Source organism: Streptomyces sp. CA-146814, assembly GCF_050942385.1.
GTDB lineage: Bacteria > Actinomycetota > Actinomycetes > Streptomycetales > Streptomycetaceae > Streptomyces.
The window spans coordinates 4,240,837-4,261,497 of sequence record NZ_CP192068.1; the positions used below are offsets into that span (position 1 = coordinate 4,240,837).

The 20,661-nt window shown below is 71.1% G+C and carries 24 protein-coding genes; 16 read left to right on the forward strand and 8 right to left on the reverse strand.

Features of this window, described 5'->3' with window-relative positions:
- Positions 1 to 27: 27 nt before the first annotated feature.
- The gene (locus tag ACQP09_RS18775) at positions 28 to 330 is read right to left on the reverse strand and encodes a hypothetical protein (protein WP_433401145.1); all 303 of its coding nucleotides are present in this window, start codon (positions 328 to 330) and stop codon (positions 28 to 30) included.
- Between the two features lie 285 nt (positions 331 to 615).
- On the opposite strand from ACQP09_RS18775, the gene ACQP09_RS18780 reads away from it, so the two are divergent.
- Together ACQP09_RS18780 and ACQP09_RS18785 are read left to right on the forward strand one after the other, a co-directional pair.
- Positions 616 to 1,539, forward strand: a complete 924-nt coding sequence (locus ACQP09_RS18780) for a phosphatidylinositol-specific phospholipase C (RefSeq protein WP_433401147.1) — start codon at positions 616 to 618, stop codon at positions 1,537 to 1,539.
- Between the two features lie 96 nt (positions 1,540 to 1,635).
- Entirely contained in the window at positions 1,636 to 2,535 is a 900-nt protein-coding gene (locus ACQP09_RS18785) for an endonuclease/exonuclease/phosphatase family protein (RefSeq protein ID WP_433401150.1), read from the forward strand.
- Between the two features lie 24 nt (positions 2,536 to 2,559).
- Here ACQP09_RS18785 and ACQP09_RS18790 read toward each other — a convergent pair whose 3' ends face one another.
- The 5 genes from ACQP09_RS18790 to ACQP09_RS18810 all read right to left on the reverse strand — a co-directional run bounded on the left by ACQP09_RS18790 (position 2,560) and on the right by ACQP09_RS18810 (position 7,863).
- The gene (locus ACQP09_RS18790; RefSeq protein WP_433401153.1) at positions 2,560 to 4,032 is read right to left on the reverse strand and encodes a HAMP domain-containing sensor histidine kinase; all 1,473 of its coding nucleotides are present in this window, start codon (positions 4,030 to 4,032) and stop codon (positions 2,560 to 2,562) included.
- Entirely contained in the window at positions 4,029 to 4,766 is a 738-nt protein-coding gene (locus ACQP09_RS18795; RefSeq protein ID WP_433401156.1) for a response regulator transcription factor, read from the reverse strand. Before ACQP09_RS18795 ends, ACQP09_RS18790 begins: the two co-directional genes overlap by 4 nt.
- A gap of 55 nt (positions 4,767 to 4,821) precedes the next feature.
- Positions 4,822 to 5,880 (reverse strand): S1C family serine protease, encoded by a 1,059-nt coding sequence (locus tag ACQP09_RS18800; RefSeq protein ID WP_433406652.1) that lies wholly within the window; start codon positions 5,878 to 5,880, stop codon positions 4,822 to 4,824.
- A 117-nt stretch (positions 5,881 to 5,997) separates the two neighbouring features.
- Positions 5,998 to 7,032 carry a LacI family DNA-binding transcriptional regulator gene (locus ACQP09_RS18805; RefSeq protein ID WP_404071328.1) on the reverse strand — a complete coding sequence of 345 codons (1,035 nt, stop codon included), beginning with the start codon at positions 7,030 to 7,032 and terminating at the stop codon, positions 5,998 to 6,000.
- A gap of 24 nt (positions 7,033 to 7,056) precedes the next feature.
- Positions 7,057 to 7,863 carry a winged helix-turn-helix transcriptional regulator gene (locus ACQP09_RS18810; RefSeq protein WP_433401159.1) on the reverse strand — a complete coding sequence of 269 codons (807 nt, stop codon included), beginning with the start codon at positions 7,861 to 7,863 and terminating at the stop codon, positions 7,057 to 7,059.
- Positions 7,864 to 8,216: 353 nt separating this feature from the next.
- Here ACQP09_RS18810 and ACQP09_RS18815 point away from each other — a divergent pair, with 353 nt between their 5' ends.
- From ACQP09_RS18815 to ACQP09_RS18850, 8 genes are all read left to right on the forward strand, one after another.
- A complete protein-coding gene (locus ACQP09_RS18815; protein ID WP_433401162.1) occupies positions 8,217 to 9,062 on the forward strand; it encodes an alpha/beta hydrolase in 846 nt (281 codons plus the stop codon).
- Positions 9,063 to 9,120: 58 nt separating this feature from the next.
- Positions 9,121 to 9,375 (forward strand): MoaD/ThiS family protein, encoded by a 255-nt coding sequence (locus ACQP09_RS18820; protein WP_433401164.1) that lies wholly within the window; start codon positions 9,121 to 9,123, stop codon positions 9,373 to 9,375.
- A 10-nt stretch (positions 9,376 to 9,385) separates the two neighbouring features.
- A complete protein-coding gene (locus ACQP09_RS18825) occupies positions 9,386 to 10,885 on the forward strand; it encodes a hypothetical protein (RefSeq protein ID WP_433401167.1) in 1,500 nt (499 codons plus the stop codon).
- A 201-nt stretch (positions 10,886 to 11,086) separates the two neighbouring features.
- Positions 11,087 to 11,776 (forward strand): LmeA family phospholipid-binding protein, encoded by a 690-nt coding sequence (locus tag ACQP09_RS18830; RefSeq protein ID WP_433401170.1) that lies wholly within the window; start codon positions 11,087 to 11,089, stop codon positions 11,774 to 11,776.
- 195 nt (positions 11,777 to 11,971) lie between these two features.
- Positions 11,972 to 12,052, forward strand: a complete 81-nt coding sequence (locus tag ACQP09_RS18835) for a putative leader peptide (protein WP_350240574.1) — start codon at positions 11,972 to 11,974, stop codon at positions 12,050 to 12,052.
- A gap of 173 nt (positions 12,053 to 12,225) precedes the next feature.
- The gene (locus tag ACQP09_RS18840) at positions 12,226 to 13,065 is read left to right on the forward strand and encodes a sulfurtransferase (RefSeq protein WP_018511117.1); all 840 of its coding nucleotides are present in this window, start codon (positions 12,226 to 12,228) and stop codon (positions 13,063 to 13,065) included.
- 47 nt (positions 13,066 to 13,112) lie between these two features.
- Complete coding sequence (locus tag ACQP09_RS18845; RefSeq protein WP_024489656.1) at positions 13,113 to 13,400, forward strand: DUF1416 domain-containing protein; 288 nt, start codon at positions 13,113 to 13,115, stop codon at positions 13,398 to 13,400.
- 150 nt (positions 13,401 to 13,550) lie between these two features.
- Positions 13,551 to 13,808, forward strand: coding sequence for a DUF3099 domain-containing protein (locus tag ACQP09_RS18850; RefSeq protein WP_433401174.1), 258 nt, complete (start codon positions 13,551 to 13,553; stop codon positions 13,806 to 13,808).
- Between the two features lie 32 nt (positions 13,809 to 13,840).
- Here ACQP09_RS18850 and ACQP09_RS18855 read toward each other — a convergent pair whose 3' ends face one another.
- Positions 13,841 to 14,203 (reverse strand): DsrE family protein, encoded by a 363-nt coding sequence (locus tag ACQP09_RS18855; RefSeq protein WP_433401177.1) that lies wholly within the window; start codon positions 14,201 to 14,203, stop codon positions 13,841 to 13,843.
- 106 nt (positions 14,204 to 14,309) lie between these two features.
- Between ACQP09_RS18855 and ACQP09_RS18860 the strand changes: the two genes are divergently transcribed.
- From ACQP09_RS18860 to ACQP09_RS18875, 4 genes are all read left to right on the forward strand, one after another.
- Positions 14,310 to 15,071 carry a hypothetical protein gene (locus ACQP09_RS18860; protein ID WP_433401180.1) on the forward strand — a complete coding sequence of 254 codons (762 nt, stop codon included), beginning with the start codon at positions 14,310 to 14,312 and terminating at the stop codon, positions 15,069 to 15,071.
- The gene (locus tag ACQP09_RS18865; protein WP_433401183.1) at positions 15,068 to 15,889 is read left to right on the forward strand and encodes a hypothetical protein; all 822 of its coding nucleotides are present in this window, start codon (positions 15,068 to 15,070) and stop codon (positions 15,887 to 15,889) included. The genes ACQP09_RS18860 and ACQP09_RS18865 overlap by 4 nt, the downstream gene beginning before the upstream one ends.
- A complete protein-coding gene (locus tag ACQP09_RS18870; RefSeq protein ID WP_433401186.1) occupies positions 15,886 to 16,737 on the forward strand; it encodes a hypothetical protein in 852 nt (283 codons plus the stop codon). Before ACQP09_RS18865 ends, ACQP09_RS18870 begins: the two co-directional genes overlap by 4 nt.
- A 299-nt stretch (positions 16,738 to 17,036) precedes the next feature.
- On the forward strand, positions 17,037 to 17,609 hold the full coding sequence (locus tag ACQP09_RS18875) for an FABP family protein (RefSeq protein ID WP_433401188.1): 573 nt from the start codon (positions 17,037 to 17,039) through the stop codon (positions 17,607 to 17,609).
- Between the two features lie 35 nt (positions 17,610 to 17,644).
- Here the strand turns inward: ACQP09_RS18875 and ACQP09_RS18880 are convergent, their stop codons facing one another.
- Complete coding sequence (locus tag ACQP09_RS18880; RefSeq protein ID WP_433401191.1) at positions 17,645 to 18,916, reverse strand: RNA-guided endonuclease InsQ/TnpB family protein; 1,272 nt, start codon at positions 18,914 to 18,916, stop codon at positions 17,645 to 17,647.
- Between the two features lie 308 nt (positions 18,917 to 19,224).
- Between ACQP09_RS18880 and ACQP09_RS18885 the strand changes: the two genes are divergently transcribed.
- Positions 19,225 to 19,677 carry a Fur family transcriptional regulator gene (locus tag ACQP09_RS18885; protein WP_433401194.1) on the forward strand — a complete coding sequence of 151 codons (453 nt, stop codon included), beginning with the start codon at positions 19,225 to 19,227 and terminating at the stop codon, positions 19,675 to 19,677.
- 10 nt (positions 19,678 to 19,687) lie between these two features.
- The gene (locus tag ACQP09_RS18890) at positions 19,688 to 20,653 is read left to right on the forward strand and encodes a YgfZ/GcvT domain-containing protein (protein WP_432147589.1); all 966 of its coding nucleotides are present in this window, start codon (positions 19,688 to 19,690) and stop codon (positions 20,651 to 20,653) included.
- Positions 20,654 to 20,661: the final 8 nt, after the last annotated feature.

Genomic DNA, 20,661 nt, shown 5'->3' on the forward strand with positions numbered 1-20,661 from the left:
GGAGGGCCCCGCGCGGGGCCCTCCGGCTCACCGGGCGCCGGGGTCCTCCCCTGCCGGTGGGGGCGGGAACGCGTCGAGCAGCGCCTGGGCGTGCACCGCGTCGTACTCGCTGATGCGGATCCGCTGCGTTCCGCCGTCATGCCGTCGCAGTTCGATCTCCTGGCCGCGGTCGAACTGCACACGGACCTCGGGATTCACGCACGCCGCCGTGCCCTCGCCGCGCATCATCTCGAACAGCACCCCGCGTATGCCGTACCGGTAGTCGCCGCCCCGGTGGCGCAGCAGGCGCACTCTGCGGTCGGTCAGTAGCAGGGACGCGTGCCGTTCCACCAGTCCTCCCCAGCGGCGTTCGTGAACCGCCACGCAGCCGGCCGTCATCCGTTCACCCTCAGGGACCCATTGCGCGAGGCGCTTACGGTCTCCCACCCAGTCGGCGGCCACCATGGCTCTTCCCCCGTCCAGCGCTCGGTGCGTCGGCCCGTTCGCTACTCGTCTTCCTCCGCCCCCGCACCGGAAACGTCGAGCGGCGCGGAGAGCCGCCGCCCCCTTCCCGTCATGATGTGTGCGCGTCAGAATCCAAGGGTCCTGCCCCCCACGGCCCCTGGAGGCACCCTCATGTCCACGACCCCGAACCACCCTGCTCCCTCAGGCCTCTTGAGCACCCGCAGGGGCTTCCTGGCCGGTGCGCTCGCCGTCTCCGCCACCGCCGTCATCGGGACCGCGTCGGCCGTCGCCGCCACGCGGAAGGCGGTGCGCGGGACGCAGGACTGGATGGGCGGGCTGCCGGACGGCACGGCGCTCCAGCGGCTGACGATCCCGGGGACGCACGACTCGGGCGCGCGGTTCGGCGGGCCGTGGGCGGAGTGCCAGAACACCACGATCGCGCAGCAGTTGCAGAGCGGGGTGCGCTTTCTCGACGTACGGTGCCGGATCACGTCAGGGTCGTTCGCGATCCACCACGGGGCCGCGTTTCAGAACATGATGTTCGGCGATGTCCTCGTCGCCTGCCGGGACTTCCTGGCCGCGCGGCCGAGCGAGACCGTGCTGATGCGGGTGAAGCAGGAGTACTCCTCCGGGAGCGACGCGGCGTTCCGGGCGATCTTCGACGACTACCTCGACGTACGGGGGTGGCGGTCGCTGTTCCGGCTGGACTCCACGCTGCCTTCGCTCGGCGGAGCGCGCGGCAAGGTGGTGCTGCTGGCCGACAACGGCGGGCTGCCCGGGGTGCGTTACGGCGATCCGGCGGTCTTCGACATCCAGGACGACTACATGGCGGAGCCGTTCGCCAAGTACCCGAAGATCGAGGCCCAGTTCCGCAAGGCGGCCCAGCAGCCCGGCAAGTTCTACATGAACTACGTCTCCACCGCCGCCCTGATGCCGCCGCGCTGGAACGCCGACCGTCTCAACCCGCAGGTGCACGCGTTCCTGGAGCGCTCCGAGACCGCCGGCTGGACGGGCCTCGGCATCGTCCCGCTGGACTATCCGAACCAGCGGGGCGGGCTGGTGGAGTCGCTGATCCGGCGCAATCCGGTGGGGTGAGGAGCGGTCGGATCGTAGGCTCACCCCTTACGTGATCATTTCGTCAGGGGTGGGGATGCCATGAAGGCCGAGAGCCTGTTCGGAATACTGTTCGGAATGCTGAGAAGACCCGCCGGGGCGCTGATCGTCCTGGCGCTGCTGCTCGCCGCCGTGGCCGCGGTGCCGCCGGCCAAAGCGGTCGCGGCGGTCGACGTGGTCGCGGCGGAGCCGAAGAACCTCCAGGTCATGTCGTGGAACATGTGCGACGTGCCGCGCTGGGGCTGTACGGACACCGGCACGAGCGCCCAGAAGGCGGGCGTGGTCAAGCTCCACGTCGACAACACCTGGGTGCACGCCGTCCTCCTCCAGGAGGTCTGCGAGAACACCCTCGCCACGCTGATGACCGAGCTCGGCCCCGGGTGGGGCAAGGCGTTCCACCCGTACCGGTGGTCGCAGAACGGCGTGAAGCACGACAGCCCGTGCGTGGAGGGGAAGCCCGAGCGGGCCGGTACGGCGATCATCGTCAAGGGCGGGATCCAGGACGCCCGTACGTACCCCACCACCCAGCCGTGGACGGGGCTCCAGGCTCCCTTCCACTGCGCGACGGCCCCGTACTGGGACAACATCCGGCTCTGCAACGTCCACGCCTCCTGGCTGGGCATCAACCCGGACCACCCCACCTGGGACTACCGGGACGACCAGTTCGCGGAGATCAAGGCGGTCGTGGACCAGTTCCCGCGTACGGTCTTCGGCGGTGACTTCAACGCGAAGTCGCCGGACGCGCCGAACAACGCCCACGCCTGGGTGTGGCCGCAGGGCCTCTACTCCACGGGTCCGGGTACCGAGGGCTACCAGGAGTGCGACCAGACGGGGACGTCGCGAACGGGGCGTCCGACGCACGGCTCCGGGGTGAAGATCGACTACATCTTCAGCAGCGAGACCCGGCGCTGGTGTGCCGTCGCCGACACGGTGTACTCGGACCACCACGTGATGATCGAGAGCGTGGCCGTCGGCTGACCCGGACGGCGCCGCCGGGGATGCTCACATCCCCGGCGGTGGCGTAGGCGCCCCCGGCAGCCTGATCGTCGCGACCGTGCCGGGGCCGTCGTCCGGGGCCGGGCGCAAGGCGATCTCGCCGCCCGCCTGCTGGATCGTGCGGGCCACGATGGACAGGCCCAGGCCCGAGCCGGGGAGCTGGCGGGCCGAGGGGGAGCGCCAGAAGCGTTCGAAGACGTGCGGGAGCTCCTCGGCGGGGATGCCGGGGCCCCGGTCCCGTACCGTCAGCTCGCCCCGGTGCAGGTGTACGTCGATCGTGGCGCGGGGCGGGCTGAACTTCACCGCGTTGTCCAGGACGTTGACGATCGCCCGCTCCAGGGCCGCCGGTTCGGCCCGTACGTACCAGGGGGCCAGGTCGGCGGTGATGGTCAGCTCGGGGCCGCGCAGGCGGGCGCGTTGCAGGGCGGTGCGGGTGATGTCGTGCAGGGCCACCACCTGGAGCGGGCCGGGTCCTGCCGCGTCCGGGCGGGCCAGTTCCTGGAGGTCGCCGATCAGGGCCGCCAGCTCCGTCATCTGGGCCTTCACCGAGGCCATCAGCGCCTTGCGGTCCTCCGGCGGGATCACCCGGCCCGTCTCGTCGCTGCGCGCCAGCAGCTCCACGTTGGTCCGCAGCGAGGTGAGCGGGGTGCGCAGCTCATGGCCCGCGTCCGCGATCAGCTGCGCCTGGCGGTCGCGGGAGGAGGCGAGCTGGGCCGCCATGGAGTTGAAGGAGTGGGACAGGCGGGCGATCTCGTCCTCACCGTCCACGGGGATGCGGACCGTCAGGTCCTCCGTGCGCGCCACATGCTCGACCGCCTCCGTGAGCTCGTCCACCGGGCGCAGGCCCGCCCGCGCCACCCAGAGTCCGGCCGCGCCCGCGCCGATCACGCCGACGCCGCCGACCAAGGCGAGGACCCAGGCGAGCGTGGAGAGCGGCGCGTCGATCTCGCTGAGCGGGCGGGCCACCGAGACGGCCAGCTGGTTGTTGGCCTGGCCGGAGCTGACCACCGGCGGCAGCTTGCGCGTGTAGACCCGCATGTCCTTGCCGTCGTCGTTCTCCGTCGTGTGCAGGGCGTCGGTCTTCCGGCCCGCCGCCACGTCGACGTCGCTCGGCTGGGCGGGGACGGGCGTGGTGTTCGGGGCGGTGCAGTAGCTGCCGTTCGCGGCAACGATCTGCACGGTGTACTGGCCCGGGAACTCCTGAGCCGGCAGCTGCCCGCCGCTCAGACACGAGGTCAGCAGGTCGCGCATCGGCTCGTTGTCCATCTTCGCGTTGCGCAGCGAGTCGTCCAGCTGGTCCTCCAGCTGGGCCCGGGTCACGAACCAGCACGCCACCGCCACCGCCGCGACCGCCACCGCGACCGCCGTGGCCACCAGGAGCGCGAGCCGGGAGCGCAGCGGCAGCGCGCGGAAGCGCCGTACGAGACCTTTCCTGGAGGGATTCGCCTCGCTCGCGGGAGGAGGTGCCGCCGTGCTCACGCCTCGCCGCTCCCGCCCGTACGGAGCGCGTAGCCGACCCCGCGCACGGTGTGGACGAGGCGCGGTTCGCCGCCCGCCTCGGTCTTGCGGCGCAGGTACATCACGTACACGTCCAGCGAGTTGGAGCTCGGCTCGAAGTCGAAGCCCCAGACCGCCTTCAGGATCTGCTCCCGGGTCAGCACCTGGCGCGGGTGGGCCAGGAACATCTCCAGCAGCGTGAATTCCGTACGGGTCAGCTCGACGCGCCGCTCGCCCCGGGTGACCTCGCGCGTCGCCAGGTCCATCCGCAGGTCGGCGAAGGAGAGCACGTCGTCGTCGGGGGCCTGGGCGTCCGCCGCCGAGGCCGCGTACGAGCTGCGGCGCAGCAGGGCCCGGATCCGGGCGAACAGCTCGTCCAGCTCGAACGGCTTCACCAGGTAGTCGTCCGCGCCCGCGTCGAGGCCGGTGACCCGGTCCCCGACGGTGTCGCGCGCGGTGAGCATGAGGATGGGCGTGGTGGAGCCGGTGGCGCGGATGCGGCGGGCGGCGGTGAGGCCGTCCATACGCGGCATCTGGATGTCCAGGACGATGAGGTCGGGGGCGTACGCCTCGGCCATCGCCAGCGCGTCGTACCCGTCGACCGCCACCTGGGTCCCGTACCCCTCGAAGGCCAGGCTGCGTTGCAGCGCCTCGCGTACGGCCGGTTCGTCGTCGACGATCAGGATGCGCTGCGGATCGTCTTCGGCGGGGCTCATCGCGGTCTCGTCCTCTTCTCGTTCCGGCCGGTGGGGCGGTCTCAGCCTCGCACGGTCAGGAGCCGTCGCCCGCGCGCAGGGTGTCCAGGTCGGCCTTGAGCGTGTTCACCGGGATCGCGAAGCCGAGGCCCACGCTGCCCGCCGACGAACCGCTGCCCGCCGCCGAGGAACTGGGCGCGTACATCGCGGAGTTGATGCCGATGATCTCGCCGTCCATGTTGATCAGCGCGCCGCCGGAGTTGCCGGGGTTGAGTGACGCGTCGGTCTGGAGCGCCTTGTACGTGGTCGTCTTCTCGCCCGTGTCGCCGTTGAACTGCCGGCCCCCGAACTCGAACGGCCACTCCTGCCCGCCGCCCTGACCCCGGCCCTGGTCCGAGCTGCCCGAGTCGTCCTTCGCCACCGTCACGTCCCGGTCCAGCGCGGAGATGATCCCGCTGGTGACCGTTCCCGTCAGCCCCTCGGGTGAGCCGATCGCCACCACCTGGTCGCCCACCTTGACCTGCGAGGAGTCGCCGAGCGTGGCCGTCTTCAGTCCGCTCGCGCCGCGCAGCTTGATGAGCGCGAGGTCCTTGTCGGGGTCGGTGCCCACGACGTCGGCGGTGTAGGTCTTGCCGGTGGAGAGCGTGACCTCGATCTGCTGGGCGCCGGAGATCACGTGGTTGTTGGTGACGATCTCGCCGTCCTCGGTGATCACGACCCCGGAGCCGGTGGACTTGCCCGCCGAGGAGGCCGCGCCGATCTCGACGATGGCCGGGGAGACGGCCTCCGCGACGCCGGAGACCGTGACCTTGCTGCTCTGCGAGACGGTGGTGCCCTGGACCGTGCCGGTGGAGCCGGTCGCCTGGGCGGAGCCGTTGTTCAGCTGGCCGACCAGGGTCGCCGTACCGCCGCCGACCACCGCCGCCGCGAGCGCGACCGCCGCCAGCAGCGCCACCGGCCGCTTGGCCCGGCGGTGGTGGTTGGCGGGAGCGTACGGGGGCGGGGGCGGGTAGCCGCCTGCCGAGCCGTCGTACGCCGTGCTGCCGTCGTACGCCGTGCTGCCGTAGCCGTACGAGGTCGGGTCCTGGTCCGTCGAGTGCGCGCCGCTCTGGCGAAGGTTCTCCGTCATGTCCATCAGGCTGGCCACCGAAGATGAGAGCAGCCTGAGTACGTCCTGAGAAGCCCGGAAGAAGCGCGTATGCCCGCTGTAAAGACGCCTGTGCCCGCGGTAAAGACCTGAGCGGGCCCGGTCCTACGCCGTCGGCTCCCCGCAGCCGCACGACCGCCGGATCACCAGCGCCGACGGGAACTGCTTCAGCCGCTCCCGCCGCGAGCCCACGACCCGCAGCGAGTCGTCCAGCACCAGGTCCACCGCCGCCCGCGCCATCGCCGGGCGGTCGGAGAAGACCGTGGTCAGCGGCGGATCGGTGAGCCCGGCCTCCTTCACGTCGTCGAAGCCCGCCACCGCCAGCTCGCCCGGCACGTCGATGCGCAGCTCACGCGCCGCCCGCAGCACGCCGATGGCCTGGTCGTCCGTGGCGCAGAAGATCGCCGGCGGCCGGTCCGGTCCGGCGAGCAGGCCGAGGGCCACCTGATAGGCGTCGTACCGGTTGTACGGGGCCTGGAACAGCCGGCCCTCCGTCGAGCGGCCGGACTCCTGCATCGCCCGGCGCCACCCTTCGACGTGGTCCGCGACCGGGTCGCCGACCGACGGGGTCTCCTCCGTACCGCCGAGGCACGCCACGTACGGGTGGCCGTGCTCCAGGAGGTGGCGGGTGGCGAGCTGGGCGCCGCCGACGTCGTCCGTGACCACCGCCACGTCGTCGATCGCCTCGGGCCGCTCGTGCAGCAGCACGACCCGGGCGTCCCACGCCTCTATCTCCGCCGCCGCGCGCTCGCTGGGGCCCTGGCTGACCAGGATCAGCCCGGAGACGCGCATCCCGAGGAAGGCCCGCAGGTAGTGGACCTCGCGCTCGTCGCGGTAGTCGGAGTTGCCGACGAGCACCATCTTCCCGCGCTCGGCGGCGGCCTGTTCGACCGCGTGCGCCATCTCCGCGAAGAAGGGCTGCCGGGCGTCCGGGACGATCATTCCTATGAGGTCGGTCCGCCGCGAGGCCATGGCCTGGGCGACCCGGTCGGGCCGGTAACCCAGCTGCTTGATCGCGGCGAGCACCCGCTCGCGCGTGGCCGGGGCGACCGGCCGGGGTCCGTTGTTGATGACGTAACTGACGACCGCGGTCGACGTTCCCGCCAGTCTCGCCACATCGTCCCGCGTCACCTTGGCCACGCGCGGCAGTCTACGCGGATGGAACTACCTCTTGGCAGCCTCTACCGGCGCTTCTTCCGCCACCGCGTCCGCGGCGGACTGCTCCGAACGGGCGACGGGTCCCTCCGCCTTCCGCTGGGCGGCCTGCCGCTCCTTCGCCTCCTCGGCGGCGCGCTCCACCTTCTCCGGCGTGACGAAGCGGTAGCCGACGTTGCGGACGGTCCCGATCAGCGACTCGTGCTCCGGGCCGAGCTTGGCGCGCAGCCGCCGGACGTGGACGTCGACCGTCCGCGTACCGCCGAAGTAGTCGTACCCCCAGACCTCCTGGAGGAGCTGGGCGCGGGTGAAGACCCGGCCCGGGTGCTGGGCCAGGTACTTCAGCAGTTCGAACTCCTTGAAGGTCAGGTCCAGGACCCGGCCCTTGAGTTTCGCGCTGTACGTGGCCTCGTCGACGGAGAGGTCGCCGTTGCGGATCTCCATCGGGGAGTCGTCGGAGGTGATCTGCTGCCGGCCGGTGGCCAGCCGCAGCCGCGCCTCCACCTCCGCCGGGCCCGCGGTGTCGAGCAGCACGTCGTCGATGCCCCAGTCCGCCGTGACGGCCGCGAGACCGCCCTCGGTGACGACGAGGATCAGCGGACAGCCCGGTCCGGTGGACCGCAGCAGCTGGCAGAGGGAGCGGACCTGCGGGAGGTCGCGGCGCCCGTCGATGAGGATCACGTCGGCGCCCGGGGTGTCCACCAGGGCCGGGCCCTCGGCGGGGGCCACCCGCACGCTGTGCAGCAGGAGGCCGAGGGCGGGGAGCACCTCCGTCGACGGCTGGAGTGCGTTCGTCAACAGCAGCAGTGAACTCATCGCCGCCCACCTGCCTGGTTCGGTCGATCGTGGTGCACGGTTCGCTCGCCCATTACGTCGGTCCTCCTCGTTCCCTGCGAGAGGGGCACTCCCGGGTCGGACCCGGGGGAGTATGCGGCACTGCTTCGTACGTCAAGCCGGTATTACGTGTATTACGTGCGGTCCCGCGCCCCGGGGACCGCTGAGCTTCTCGAAACGTCTGCGTAACAACGCCCGGGAAGCACAAAAGGACCCGGGGGCTGCATTGCCCAGGTCCTCTTCGCAGCAGAATAGCCCACATGACTTCCGCGTCCGAGGGTCGATTCCTGGGTTCTTCTGTTCCCTTGCTCACGCGGGTCCCACGATTCGCCACATTGCTCACCGATGACGGGATCCCGGTCGAGGCGGTGTACGAACCGTGTACGGCCGGTTCCGGCGCATCCCCCGGGGCCCGTGCGGAACCGGTGGCCGATGTCCCCGTGATCGTCGTGGCGCACGGGTTCACGGGCTCGGTCGACCGGCCTGCCGTACGCCGTGCCGCGCGGGTGTTCTCCCAGCGTGCGGCCGTGATCACGTTCTCGTTCCGGGGCCACGGGCGGTCCGGCGGGCGCTCCACGGTGGGCGACCGCGAGGTGCTGGATCTGGCCGCCGCGGTGGCGTGGGCGCGGACCCTGGGGCATCGCCGGGTCGTTACGGTCGGGTTCTCCATGGGCGGCTCCGTGGTGCTCCGGCACGGCGCTCTGTATACGGACGCATCGGATGCACGCGACAGGGCCGTTCGTGTACCGGTGCGCGAGCAGCGCACGGAGGCGCACTCGGGGGCGCATTCGGACGCGGTGGTCTCGGTCAGCTCTCCGGCCCGCTGGTACTACCGGGGTACGGCTCCGATGCGCCGCCTGCACTGGGTGGTGACCCGGCCCTCGGGGCGGCTCGTCGGGCGGTACGGATTCCGTACCCGGATCGCCACCGACGACTGGGACCCCGTCCCGCTCTCCCCGGTCGCCGCCGTCCCGCTCATCGCCCCGGCCCCGCTGCTGCTCGTCCACGGCGACCGGGACCCGTACTTCCCGCTCGACCACCCGCGGATGCTGGCCGAAGCGGCGGGGGAGGGCGGGGCGGAACTGTGGCTGGAGCGCGGGATGGGGCACGCGGAGAACGCGGCGGACGACGCCCTGCTGGCCCGGATCGCCGACTGGGCGACGGGCGCGCTCCCCGCGTGACCCATCATGGAGAGCTGACGCACCACGCGTCCGACGAACCGACCGAAGGAGTGGCGCCATGGCAGCGGGGACGATCCGCTACTGGGCCGCGGCCAAGGCCGCCGCGGGCACCGCGGAGGAGCCGTACGCGGCGGAGACCCTCGCCGAGGCGCTCGACGCGGTACGCGAGAGGCACCCCGGCGAGCTGAGCCGCGTGCTCCAGCGGTGCTCGTTCCTCATCGACGGCAACCCCGTCGGTACCCGTGGGCATCAGACCGTACGCCTTGCCGAGGGCGGCACGGTCGAGGTGCTCCCGCCGTTCGCAGGAGGGTGAACCGCAGGCCATGAGCAGCAGCGATCAGCAGTACCCGTATCCGTACGACCCCCAGCAGCGGCCCGCGTCGCCGCAGCACTGGCCGGACGGGACGGCCGGCCGGTCCGCGCTGCCCCAGGAGCCGGGCGGCTACGACCAGAGCGGTACGCAGACGTGGCAGGCACCGACCTGGGACACGCAGTACCAGCCGACGATCCAGCGGGATCAGGGGCCGTACCAGGGGCCGTCGGACGCGCAGGGCTACGGGCAGCCGCAGGACCAGGGCTACGGACAGCCGCAGGGCCAGGGTTACGGGCAGCCGCAGGACCAGGGTTACGGGCAGCCGCAGGACCAGGGTTACGGGCAGCCGCTGGACCAAGGCTACGGGCAGCCGCAGGGCCAGGGTTACGGGCAGCCGGACCCGCAGGCGTACGGAGCCGCGCAGCCGGACCCGTACGGGACGGGGCAGCAGCAGCACGACCCGTACGGGACGCAGCAGCCGCAGTACCAGGAGCCCCAGCGCCCCCAGTACCAGGAGCCCCAGCACCACCAGCCGTACCAGGAGCCCCAGCAGCACCACCAGCACCAGGAGCCCCAGCCGTATCTGCCCCCTCAGGGCGCCTCCGGCTCGGTCCCGCTGCCGCCCGAGGCCCCGACTCCGGGCCCGGCAGCCGCCGCACCCGGGCCCGCTCCCGCTCCCGTACCTCCGGCCGCGCAGTCGGCCCAGCCGGGCCCCGACGGCTACAGCGCGCCCACCACCCTCGGCAACGCCCGGATCACCGACGCCCAGCGGGCCCGGGCCGAAGGCCGGTCGCCGATCATCGCGCCCGGCATGCAGCCCGCCGCGATCACCGCCGTGCTCGGCCTGCTCCTCGCGGGCGCCGCGGCCGTCGGCTTGTACGCGCTGCTCGTCCCGCTCGTCCTCCTCCAGGCGGTGACCGCCGCCGGCTGGTTCCGGCTCAACGGCATGTGGCCGGCCCGCCAGGGCATCGCGCTCGCGTTCGCCGGCGGCCTCGTCGCCGATGTCGCGCTCCTCGCGGCGGGCCGGGAGCACGGGCCGGCCGCGCTCCTGGGCACGCTGGGGGTCTGGGTGCTGCTCACGGTGGTCCTCCAGCTCCGCTCCCCCGCGACCGGCGAGGAGCGGATGTCCGGGCTGATGGCCACGGTCGTCTCGGCGGCCCTGACGGTCCTCGCCGCCGGGCACCTCGCGGCGGTCCCGGACGCGGTGACGGTCGGCGGAGTGGCGGTCGCGGCCGCCGTGCTCGCGCGTGCGCTGCCGCTGCCGGCTGTCGCCTCCGTGGTGGTGGCGCTGCTCGCGAGCGCGGGCGCCGGTATCGCGGTGGGCGGCTTCACGGAGTACGGCGGTCAGAGCGCGCTCCTCGGCCTCGCGGCGGGCGTCTGCGCGCTGATCGGGCTGCGGGTGGCGAGCTACGACTACCCGTCGCGGTTCGTCCACATGACGGCGGGCGTGGCGCTGCCGCTCACCGCGGCGGCTCCGGCGGTCTACCTGATCGGCCGCGCGCTGGTCTGACGCGTACGCGCCGGGGTCGTACGGCCTGACGCGTACGCGCCGGGGTCGTACGGCCTGACGCGTACTCACCGAGGCCGTACGGGCCTGACGGGCCCTCAACGGGGGTACGCGCTCCGGGAACCACGGGAACCGATCGGGTGGCGTCACTCGTCGATCACCCGGGGGCACTGACCGTACGGCCGAGGTGGGGGAACCACACACATGCGCGCACTGCGAGTACTGCTGGTCCTGCTGGTGGTGGGCGGCGCCCTTTTCGTCGCCGCCGACCGGCTGGCGCTCCACTTCGCCGAGTCGGAGGCCGAGGACCGGGTCAGCATCAGCGGTGGCAGCGCCGGGACGACCGAGATCTCGATCAAGGGCTTCCCGTTCCTGACCCAGCTCGCCGCCTCGGAGTTCGACCGGGTCGACGTCACGCTGAAGGACATGAGGACCGAGGCGGCGGGCCGTGCGATACGCGTCGGCGAGGTGCGGGCGCGGCTGCACGACGTGAAGCTCGGATCCGGTTACTCCTCCGCCACGGCGGCCCGCGCCACCGGCACCGCCGTCGTCTCGTACGAGGACCTGACGGCGGCGGCGGAGGACGGCGTCACCGTCGCGTACGGCGGCGACGGCAAGGTGAAGGTCACCGGCACGATCGAGATCCTCGGCCGCCCGATCTCCCGCAGCGTGGTCTCCACCGTGACCCGGGTCGACGGCCACACGCTCAAGGTGCGCGCGGACGAGGTGCCGGGCGAGGGCATTCCGGGCGTGGAGCAGCTGGTGCGGACGAGGACGGACTTCGAAGGCGACATCGACGGTCTGCCGAAGGGCCTCGAACTGCAGAAGATCCAGGCGACGGAGAGCGGCCTGGAGATCGGGCTGAACGGCTCGGACGTGTCGCTGACGGGCTGAGCACACCCGGACACCGCGCCGATCCGGATAGTGAGACGCCGGAGTCCGGTCCGCAGATGCGCGGCGGGCGAAGGGCGACGGGAGACCGGCCCGGGGGCACGCCTCCGCACTTCGCGTCTCGCATCATGGATGATCGCGTCTCACGATACGACACGACGGTGACATCTCCGCCCGTACCTCCCTACGATCGGACCCATGAAGCGACAGGCGGATCTCACGAAGCGGCGGGCAGTAGACCTGTGCCGCGTCGCCGCCATGCTCTGTCGCACCTCCTGAGCGGGGCCGTTCGTCCCGTCCCGCCGCTCCTCGGCCCTTCGACCACCGTCAGGGCCGGCCCCCGTGCCCCGTACGCGCCACGCTCCGTCCGTCCGCGTGTACACCCGCACACCCGCACCGCGCACTCCGCATCTCGCACCACCCCGCCGCAGACTGCCCCGGAGGAGAAGAACATGAGCCGCAGCGACGTCCTGGTAGACGCCGACTGGGTCGAGGCCCACATCGATGACCCGCAGGTCGCCATCGTCGAGGTCGACGAGGACACCTCGGCGTACGAGAAGAACCACATCAAGAACGCGATCCGGATCGACTGGACGAAGGACCTCCAGGACCCGGTCCGCCGTGACTTCGTGGACCAGGCCGGCTTCGAGAAGCTGCTCAGCGAGAAGGGCATCGGCAACGACACGCTGGTCGTCCTCTACGGCGGCAACAACAACTGGTTCGCGTCCTACGCCTACTGGTACTTCAAGCTGTACGGCCACGAGAACGTCAAGCTCCTCGACGGCGGCCGCAAGAAGTGGGAGCTGGACTCCCGCGACCTGACCGACGCCGTCCCCACGCGCCCGGCCACCGAGTACAAGGCCAAGCCGCAGGACGAGTCGATCCGCGCCTACCGCGACGACGTCGTGAAGGCCATCGGCAGCCAGAACCTGGTCGACGTGCGCTCGCCCGACGAGTTCAGCGGCAAGCTGCTCGCCCCGGCCCACCTCCCGCAGGAGCAGTCGCAGCGCCCCGGCCACGTGCCGAGCGCCCGCAACATCCCGTGGTCGAAGAACGCCAACGACGACGGCACCTTCAAGTCGGACGACGAGCTCAAGGCCCTCTACGAGGACGAGCAGGTCGACCTGTCGAAGGACACCATCGCCTACTGCCGCATCGGTGAGCGTTCCGCGCTCACCTGGTTCGTCCTGCACGAGCTGCTGGGCCAGGAGAACGTCAAGAACTACGACGGTTCCTGGACCGAGTACGGCTCCCTCGTCGGCGTGCCGATCGAGCTGGGCCCCGCCAAGTAACCGACCGACCCGACCGACCCGCACGACCCGACCAGAAGGACAGAACCATGTGTGGAGCAAAGGCCGGCGGCCCCGACGCTTCGACGATCAAGCCCGGTGAGACCACCATCCAGGGCAGCGTGACCCGCGACGGCGAGCCCGTCACCGGCTACGTGCGTCTGCTGGACTCGACCGGCGAGTTCACCGCCGAGGTCCCGACCTCGGCGACCGGACAGTTCCGCTTCTACGCGGCCGAGGGCACCTGGACGCTCCGCGCCCTGGTCCCGGGCGGCAGCGCCGACCGCACGGTCGTCGCGCAGACCGGCGGACTCGCCGAGGTCGCGATCGCCGTCTGATCCACGGCACGGCCGCCCGACCGGCGGCACCGATACGGCCGGAGGGCCGCACCCCAGGGGGTTGGACGCCACCTGACGCGGGGTGCGGCCCTTCGCGCCGTTCCGGGCTGTCCTGTTACGGAGGCCCGGCGACCGTCCTACGCTGGAGGTATGTACGCCCGACGCCGGCGGAACTACTTCCTCCTGATGGGCGGATGCGTGGCCCTCTTCGTCTCCGCCTGGGCCGTCGTCCGCCTGTGGTCGATGCCCGCGGCCATCGCGATGTGCCTGGTCGCGATGGTGATCCCGCCGATCGCGGCGGTGCTCGCCAACCGGCGGGGCCCGGAGGACCGCTGGTGGGACGACCCCTCCGGCGACCCGAAGTCGGACGAGTGGTGGGACGAGCTGGACGGGAAGAAGCGCCACTGAGCCCGCCCCCCGGGGAGGGATCGGGGGAGGGATCAGTAGACGAGCGCCTGCGCGCCGTCCGCCATGGCCTCCTGTACGAAGACCTGCGCCCCCGCGATCCGTACGCCCTCCAGCACGTCCTTCTCCGTGATCTCGCGCCGCGCCGCGCACTGCGTGCAGAGGGTGATCCGGCCGCCCGCCAGGATCGACTCCAGCAGATCGGGCAGCGGCGCGGCGTGCGGCAGCTCGAACTCGGCGGCCCGCCCAGGCAGCGCGAACCACGACGACTCCCCGGTCAGCCAGAGCGAGACCTCCACCCCACTGGCCACGGCCACCGCCGCCACGGTGAAGGCCTGCGAACAGCGCTCGGCGGCTTCGGGCCCGGCGGTCACCTTGATCACGAGCTTCTTCGGCATATGCCGAACTGTAATCGTCCACGGGGCAACCTCATTGCTGACCTGGGGGTCACTTGTGCGCGCACGTACGCGACGTGCGCCTCAAGCTCCTCACGGGGGACCCCTTTTGGAACCGAACGACACCGTTTCGCCCACCCGTAGACCCCGGGGCCGTACGGCGCTGATCATCGCCGTCGCGGCCCTGCTCGGAATCTCCGGCGGCACCGCCGTGGGCTACGGCATCCAGTCCCAGCGGCCGCCGACGCCGCTGCCCGCCCTCTCCCAGCCCGGCCTCGGCTACCCGGCGAAGCCGCTCGCGGCCGACCAGGCCCCGGCCCCGCTCCCGGCCGCCGAGGACCGGCGGGTCAGGACGGACGGCGATCTGCGCAAGCTGCTCCTGGAGCGGCCCAAGGGGGCGGAGGCCTCTCCGGCACATCCCAGCAAGGAGGGTGAGTGGCTGCAGTTCTCCGACTACGTCCGACAGTTCCGGGACGAACGGAGCATGTTCGTGTACCTCGCCGAGAACGACCTGCGCCGGATCGCGGTGGCCGAATGGTTGGAGGAGAAGCGCCGGCAGTCCACCATCACCCTGGTCCAGTTCCGGTCGAACGCGACCATGGGCGCCGCCGATCACCTCGGAGGACAGCTCTCGTACATGCCGGAAAAGAAGAACGGGGCCGGTAACACCGGCGACCCGCTCGAAGGTACCGAGTCCGGCCGGTACTTCCTGTACGCCGTCGAGCGGGAGCCCGGCTACTTGCCGTTCTACCGGGCCAGGGCGTTGGCCGTACGCGGCGACATCATGATCGACGTCAACATCGCCGATGCGAAGCCGATCAGCAAGAAGGACATCCGCGTCCTCGCCGAACGACAGCTGGAGCGCCTGTGAGCGACGACGTCGAGACCACTTCCGCAGTGCCGGAGGCGTCCACCACTCCGAAAGCACCCGCCGCTCCGGAGACTTCCGCCAGGAAGGGGCGCCGGTTCGCGCTCACCGCCTTGCCCTTCGTGTTGGTGCTCACTGCGATGGGTGGTGCCGCCGCCTACACCGTGCAGGCCGTGAACGGCGCGGACCGGACCGTCGAGACGGCCGTCTGGGGCGACAGCGCCCCCGAGCCGGGCCCCGATCCCGCCGTGAACGCGGCCCGGGGCCGGACGAACACCGAGCTGAGCAGGCTGCTGATGCCCGTGCCCAAGGGCTACCGGCTCGGCCCGGACGCCGGTGAACTGGGCAACGACGACGAGACGAGCGGTGAGAAGGCCACTGCCGCCTTGAAGGAGACCGGGCGCGGACTGGCGGGCAAGGAGCGCCGCCAGCTCGACGAGTACTTCGACAAGCTCCGGATCCAGGGCGTCGCCCACCGCTCGTACACCGGCGAGTCCGACGACCTGGTGCTGACCGTCCAGGTGGCCAGGATGGGGGACGAGCGGGCGGTCCGCAGACTCCACGAGCGTCGGATCGAGCTGATGGAGTCGTTCGGCGTGCTGCGCAAGGGGCCGAAGATCGAAGGCCAGAAGAACGTCACCTGCTACCGCCTGCCCGACGACCGCGAGGACCCGGTCGACGGCATCACCTGCTACGCCTACGAGGGCGGGCTGTCCGTGATCGTCGACGCGGAAGGGCCGAAGCCGTTCAAGGCGTCCACGGTCGCCGGCCTGGTCAAGGAACAGCTCGACCACATCAAGTCCCCGGGGATGTCCATATGAGCGACCAGCGGACTGCCGCGCACGCCTTCGTCACGCCGACGGAGGCCGCCGCACTCACCACACCCCCGGCCGTGCCGGAGGCCCCCCGCCCACCCCGCCGCGCCCTGCGGGCCGTCGCCCGGTGGACGGCGGCGGTGCTGGTGTTCGGCGGGCTCGGTACGGGGGCGGCGCTGGCGATCACCTCGGCCGAGCGGGACGACGTCCCCGGGCTCGCCACCGAGGACGACGGGCGCTGGGCGTACCCGAAGCTCTCCCTCCCCGCGCTCCCGGCCGGCGCGCCCCGCCCGTTCTCCGATGCCAACACGGCGGAGATCCACCACGCGGACCTGCGCGAGCTGCTGCTGCCCGCACCCGCCGGGTCCACGCCGGACAAGGCGCTGGACGGCGGCTGGGTCAAGCAGGAACGGTTCCTCGCCGAGTACCGGGCCGAGGACCGGGACGAGCTGGCCCAGCTCCTGACCGACACCCCGCCCCGCCACATCGCGGCCCGCGGCTGGACCATGCCCGATGGCACCCGGGCCCGGATCTACCTGGTCCGGTTCAACTCGACCGCCTTTGCCACCCACGTACGGGACGAGCTGCGCATAGGGGTGGCGATGAGGTGGCCGCTCGCCGGGGCGGTGGAGACGGAGTTCGACGAGTCCTGGAAATCCTCGCGGGCGGTGGAGGGGGTCTCGTCGTACGTCCTGACCGAGAAGGCGCCCCACGGCGACGCGCACACACGCCACGCGTACAGCCTCGCCGGTGACACGCTCGCCCTGATCGTCCACGAGCGCCCCGGCGAGGCGGAGGCCGCACGCATTCCGTTCCAGCAGACCGTGATCCTCCAGAACCAGCTGCTGGGCTGAGGAGCACAGCCGGGGGAGGAGGGGAGGGCCGGGCGGTGGTGACGCCGTTCGGCCCATCCCTGGACGAGAAGGCCCGCCCCCCACCCATTAGGCTGGGTCGCGGCCCTGTACTGCCGCCATACCGCTCATTCCGAGGAGCCCTTCGTGCTTGAGGCATTCTTCTCCGCCCTGCTCATCCTGGTCTGCGTCGGCGTGCTCGCCTTCACGGTCGTCGCCGTGAAGAAGCTGTACCAGGGCCAGCGCTGACCTCCGCCGCACCCGATCGTTCCGCCCCTCCCTCACAGATCGTCTGAGCGCTCATGATCGAGATTCCGTCCGACCTCCACCCGGACCTCGTCCCGCTGGCCTTCCTCATCGGCAAGTGGGCGGGCGCGGGCGTCTCCGACTTCCCCGGGGCCGAGAAGTGCAACTTCGGGCAGGAGGTCACGTTCAGCCACGACGGCCGTGACTTCCTGGAGTACGTGTCCCACTCCTGGGTCCTGGACGGCGAGGGCAACCAGGTCCGGCCGCTGGAGTCGGAGTCCGGCTACTGGCGCGTCGACAAGGACCGCAAGGTCGAGATCGTCATGGTCCGCGACCAGGGCGTCGTCGAGATCTGGTACGGCGAGCTGGCGAAGCAGAAGCCGCAGATCGACCTGGTCACCGACGCGGTCGCCCGTACCGCGGCCTCCGGCCCGTACAGCGGTGGCAAGCGGCTCTACGGGTACGTGAACAGCGACCTCATGTGGGTCGGCGAGAAGTCAACGCCCGATGTCGAGCTGCGGCCGTACATGTCGGCGCACCTGAAGAAGGTCGTCACCCCGGAAGAGGTCGCCGAGATGGCGCGCAACCTCCCGGACATGCCGGACGACGGCATCGCGTTCTTCAAGTGACCATCCTCGCCCCCCATGGCTGAGGGCGATTCCCCTCAGCTCGCGTGTGCGGGCTTCGGGGCTTCACGCATCCGCCCCCGGTCGCTGGCCGGGACTCGCGTCCTGGGGACGCTGCGCGTGCTGTTGGTGACCGTGCCACCGGTCCGGCGGGCACGGGCCTCGATCTCCACCGAGGCGTTGTGGTCGGCGTCGTCCTCGTGTCCGCAGTGGACACAGGCGAACAGCCGGCCGCATCCCTTGCGGGATTCGGGGTCGACCCGGCCGCAGGCGGCGCAGGTCTGAGACGTGTGGAACGGTGGTACGACCCGCAGTTCCGAGCCGTACAGGCGGGCCTTGTAGACGAGCTGGCGTCGTCGTTCGCCGGGGGTGTTGTCCAGGATCGACCGGTTGAGTCCGGCCTTGGCCCTGACGTTCCTGCCCGGCTTCTCGACGGTGCCCTTGGCAGAGGCCGTCATGTTCTTCACGCACAGGTCCTCGATACCGACCACACCGTGGTTTTTGGCGAGGTCGGTGGTGAGTCTGTGCGTGAAGTCTCGGCGACGGTTGGCCTGCCTGGTCCTGAGCTTGCCGATGCCCGCGATCGTCCTGTGCAGGCGGCGACTGTACTTCCCTCCGTTGTGCTTCTTGGCGTATGTGACCTGGCGGGCCTTCTTCTGTTCCAGGTGTTTGAGCCGCTTCTTCTCGCTGTCTGTCAGCGACGGCGGCATGAGGCGCGGTGCGGACTCGGTGGAGACGTAAGCGGATGCGCAGACGCCGAAGTCCACGCCGCAGCCGGGCTTACCGTTCGGGGCGGCGGGCCTGATCCCCGCGTGGACACCGAAGGAGATGTGCCAGCCGTTGCCGTCCCGCGAGACGGTGGCGTTGCGGATCGTCCCCCCGACGGCACGGGACAACCGGAACCGGATCCATCCCAACTTGGGGATACGCACCTCGGCCCACTTGCGGTTGAGCTTGCGGACCTCGATCGCCTGCCCGGGGAACGGAATGGACAGGCGGTGCCCGCGTTTCTTCCGGGCCGGGAACCTCGCCGGGTGGTCCGGGTTCCAGAAATTGTCGTACGCGGCGTCAAGACGGCGCAGGATCTGCTGCCCGGCCTGCGCGGGCAGATCCCCCAACCACTCCAACTCGGCACGGGCGGCGGTGAGGTGCTTGCACTGTTCGACCGCCCGCAGCGTATACCCCCGCTGCTCCCACAGATACACCCGCTGTTCCAGGGCCACGTTCCACAGAGCACGCCCGGTGTGCCCCCACCTGGTCAGGACCGACTCCTGCTCCCCGGTGAGGTACGCACGGTATCTGCGCCCCATGTCCGCCTTCATGTCGATCAACGTAGGCACGGCGCACGACAATTGCCCACGGCATACCAGCCGTTCATCCCCACGAGAGCAATATGATGCATTTGTTCGAATTGTGGATGGAGGTGCGGGCGAATCGAGACGTAAATCGTTCACTGGTGAAGTCGCCCTGGGCCGACTTCACCATTCACTGCAGCCTGCGGGTCAGAGCACTTCCCGAAATCGCCTCGCCACTGAGGTGAAGCCCGCTGCACCGCGATGGAATCTGGCAGCGGTGCGGAACCCGGCCGGGGTTTGACCACACGCCCTAGACTGGGCCCGTGGTGAGCACCGACTGGAAGACCGATCTTCGGCAGCGTGGCTACCGGCTGACGCCGCAGCGTCAGCTCGTCCTGGAGGCCGTGGACGCCCTGGAGCACGCGACTCCGGACTCCATCCTCTGCGAGGTGCGCAAAACCGCCTCCGGCGTGAACATCTCCACCGTCTACCGGACCCTGGAGCTCCTGGAGGAGCTCGGGCTGGTCAGCCACGCGCACCTCGGGCACGGCGCCCCGACGTACCACCTCGCCGACCGGCACCACCACATCCACCTGGTCTGCCGGGACTGCGAGGACGTCATCGAGGCGGACGTCTCCGTCGTCACCGAGTTCACCGACAAGCTCCGCGCCGACTTCGGCTTCGAGACCGATATGAAGCACTTCGCCATCTTCGGCCGGTGCGAGGCCTGTACGGCCGCCAGGGACGGCGCGGGCACCGGTGAGCCCAAGTCGTAGGCTGGGCGGTATGAAGAGCCCCCTGCTGTCCCTGCCCGGCGCCGTCGCCGCCGAAGGCCGCGACGAAGGAGTCGCCGCGCACTACGGCGACCTGTTCCGCGAGCAACGCGCCCTCGCCGACGGCAACGGCCTCGTCGACCTCTCCCACCGCGGTGTCGTCACCGTCACCGGCGACGACCGGCTGAGCTGGCTGCACCTGCTGCTCACCCAGCACGTCAGCGACCTCGCCCCGCACCAGGCGACCGAGGCCCTGATCCTCTCCGCCAACGGGCACATCGAGCACGCGATGTACCTGGTGGACGACGGGACGACGGTCTGGATGCACGTCGAACCCGGCACCGAGGGCGATCTCATCGCCTACCTGGAGTCGATGAAGTTCTTCTACCGGGTCGAGGTCGCCGACCGCACCGCGGACACCGCCGTCGTGCACCTGCCGGCCGGTTCCATCGCGGAGGTCCCGGAAGGCGTTGCCGTACGGGAGACCGCACAGGGCCGGGACCTGTTCCTGCCGCGTGCGGAGCTGGAGGCGTACGCCGCCGCCAACGGCCCGGCCGTCGGGATCCTGGCGTACGAGGCGCTGCGCGTCGAGGCGCACCGGCCGCGCGTCGGCTTCGAGACCGACCACCGCACCATCCCGCACGAGCTGGGCTGGATCGGCACCGCCGTCCACCTCCAGAAGGGGTGCTACCGGGGCCAGGAGACCGTCGCCCGCGTCCACAACCTGGGGAAGCCGCCGCGCCGGCTGGTCTTCCTGCACCTGGACGGCAGCGAGGTCCACCTGCCCGGCCACGGAACGCCGGTACGGCTGGCCGCCGACGGCGAGGAGGGCCGGCAGCTCGGCTTCATCACCACCTCGGCCCGCCACCACGAGCTGGGCCCGATCGCGCTGGCCCTGGTCAAGCGGAACGTGGCGGTGGACGCCGAGCTGATCGCCGGGGACACGGCGGCGGCCCAGGAGACGGTCGTCGAGCCGTAGTCCCCGCG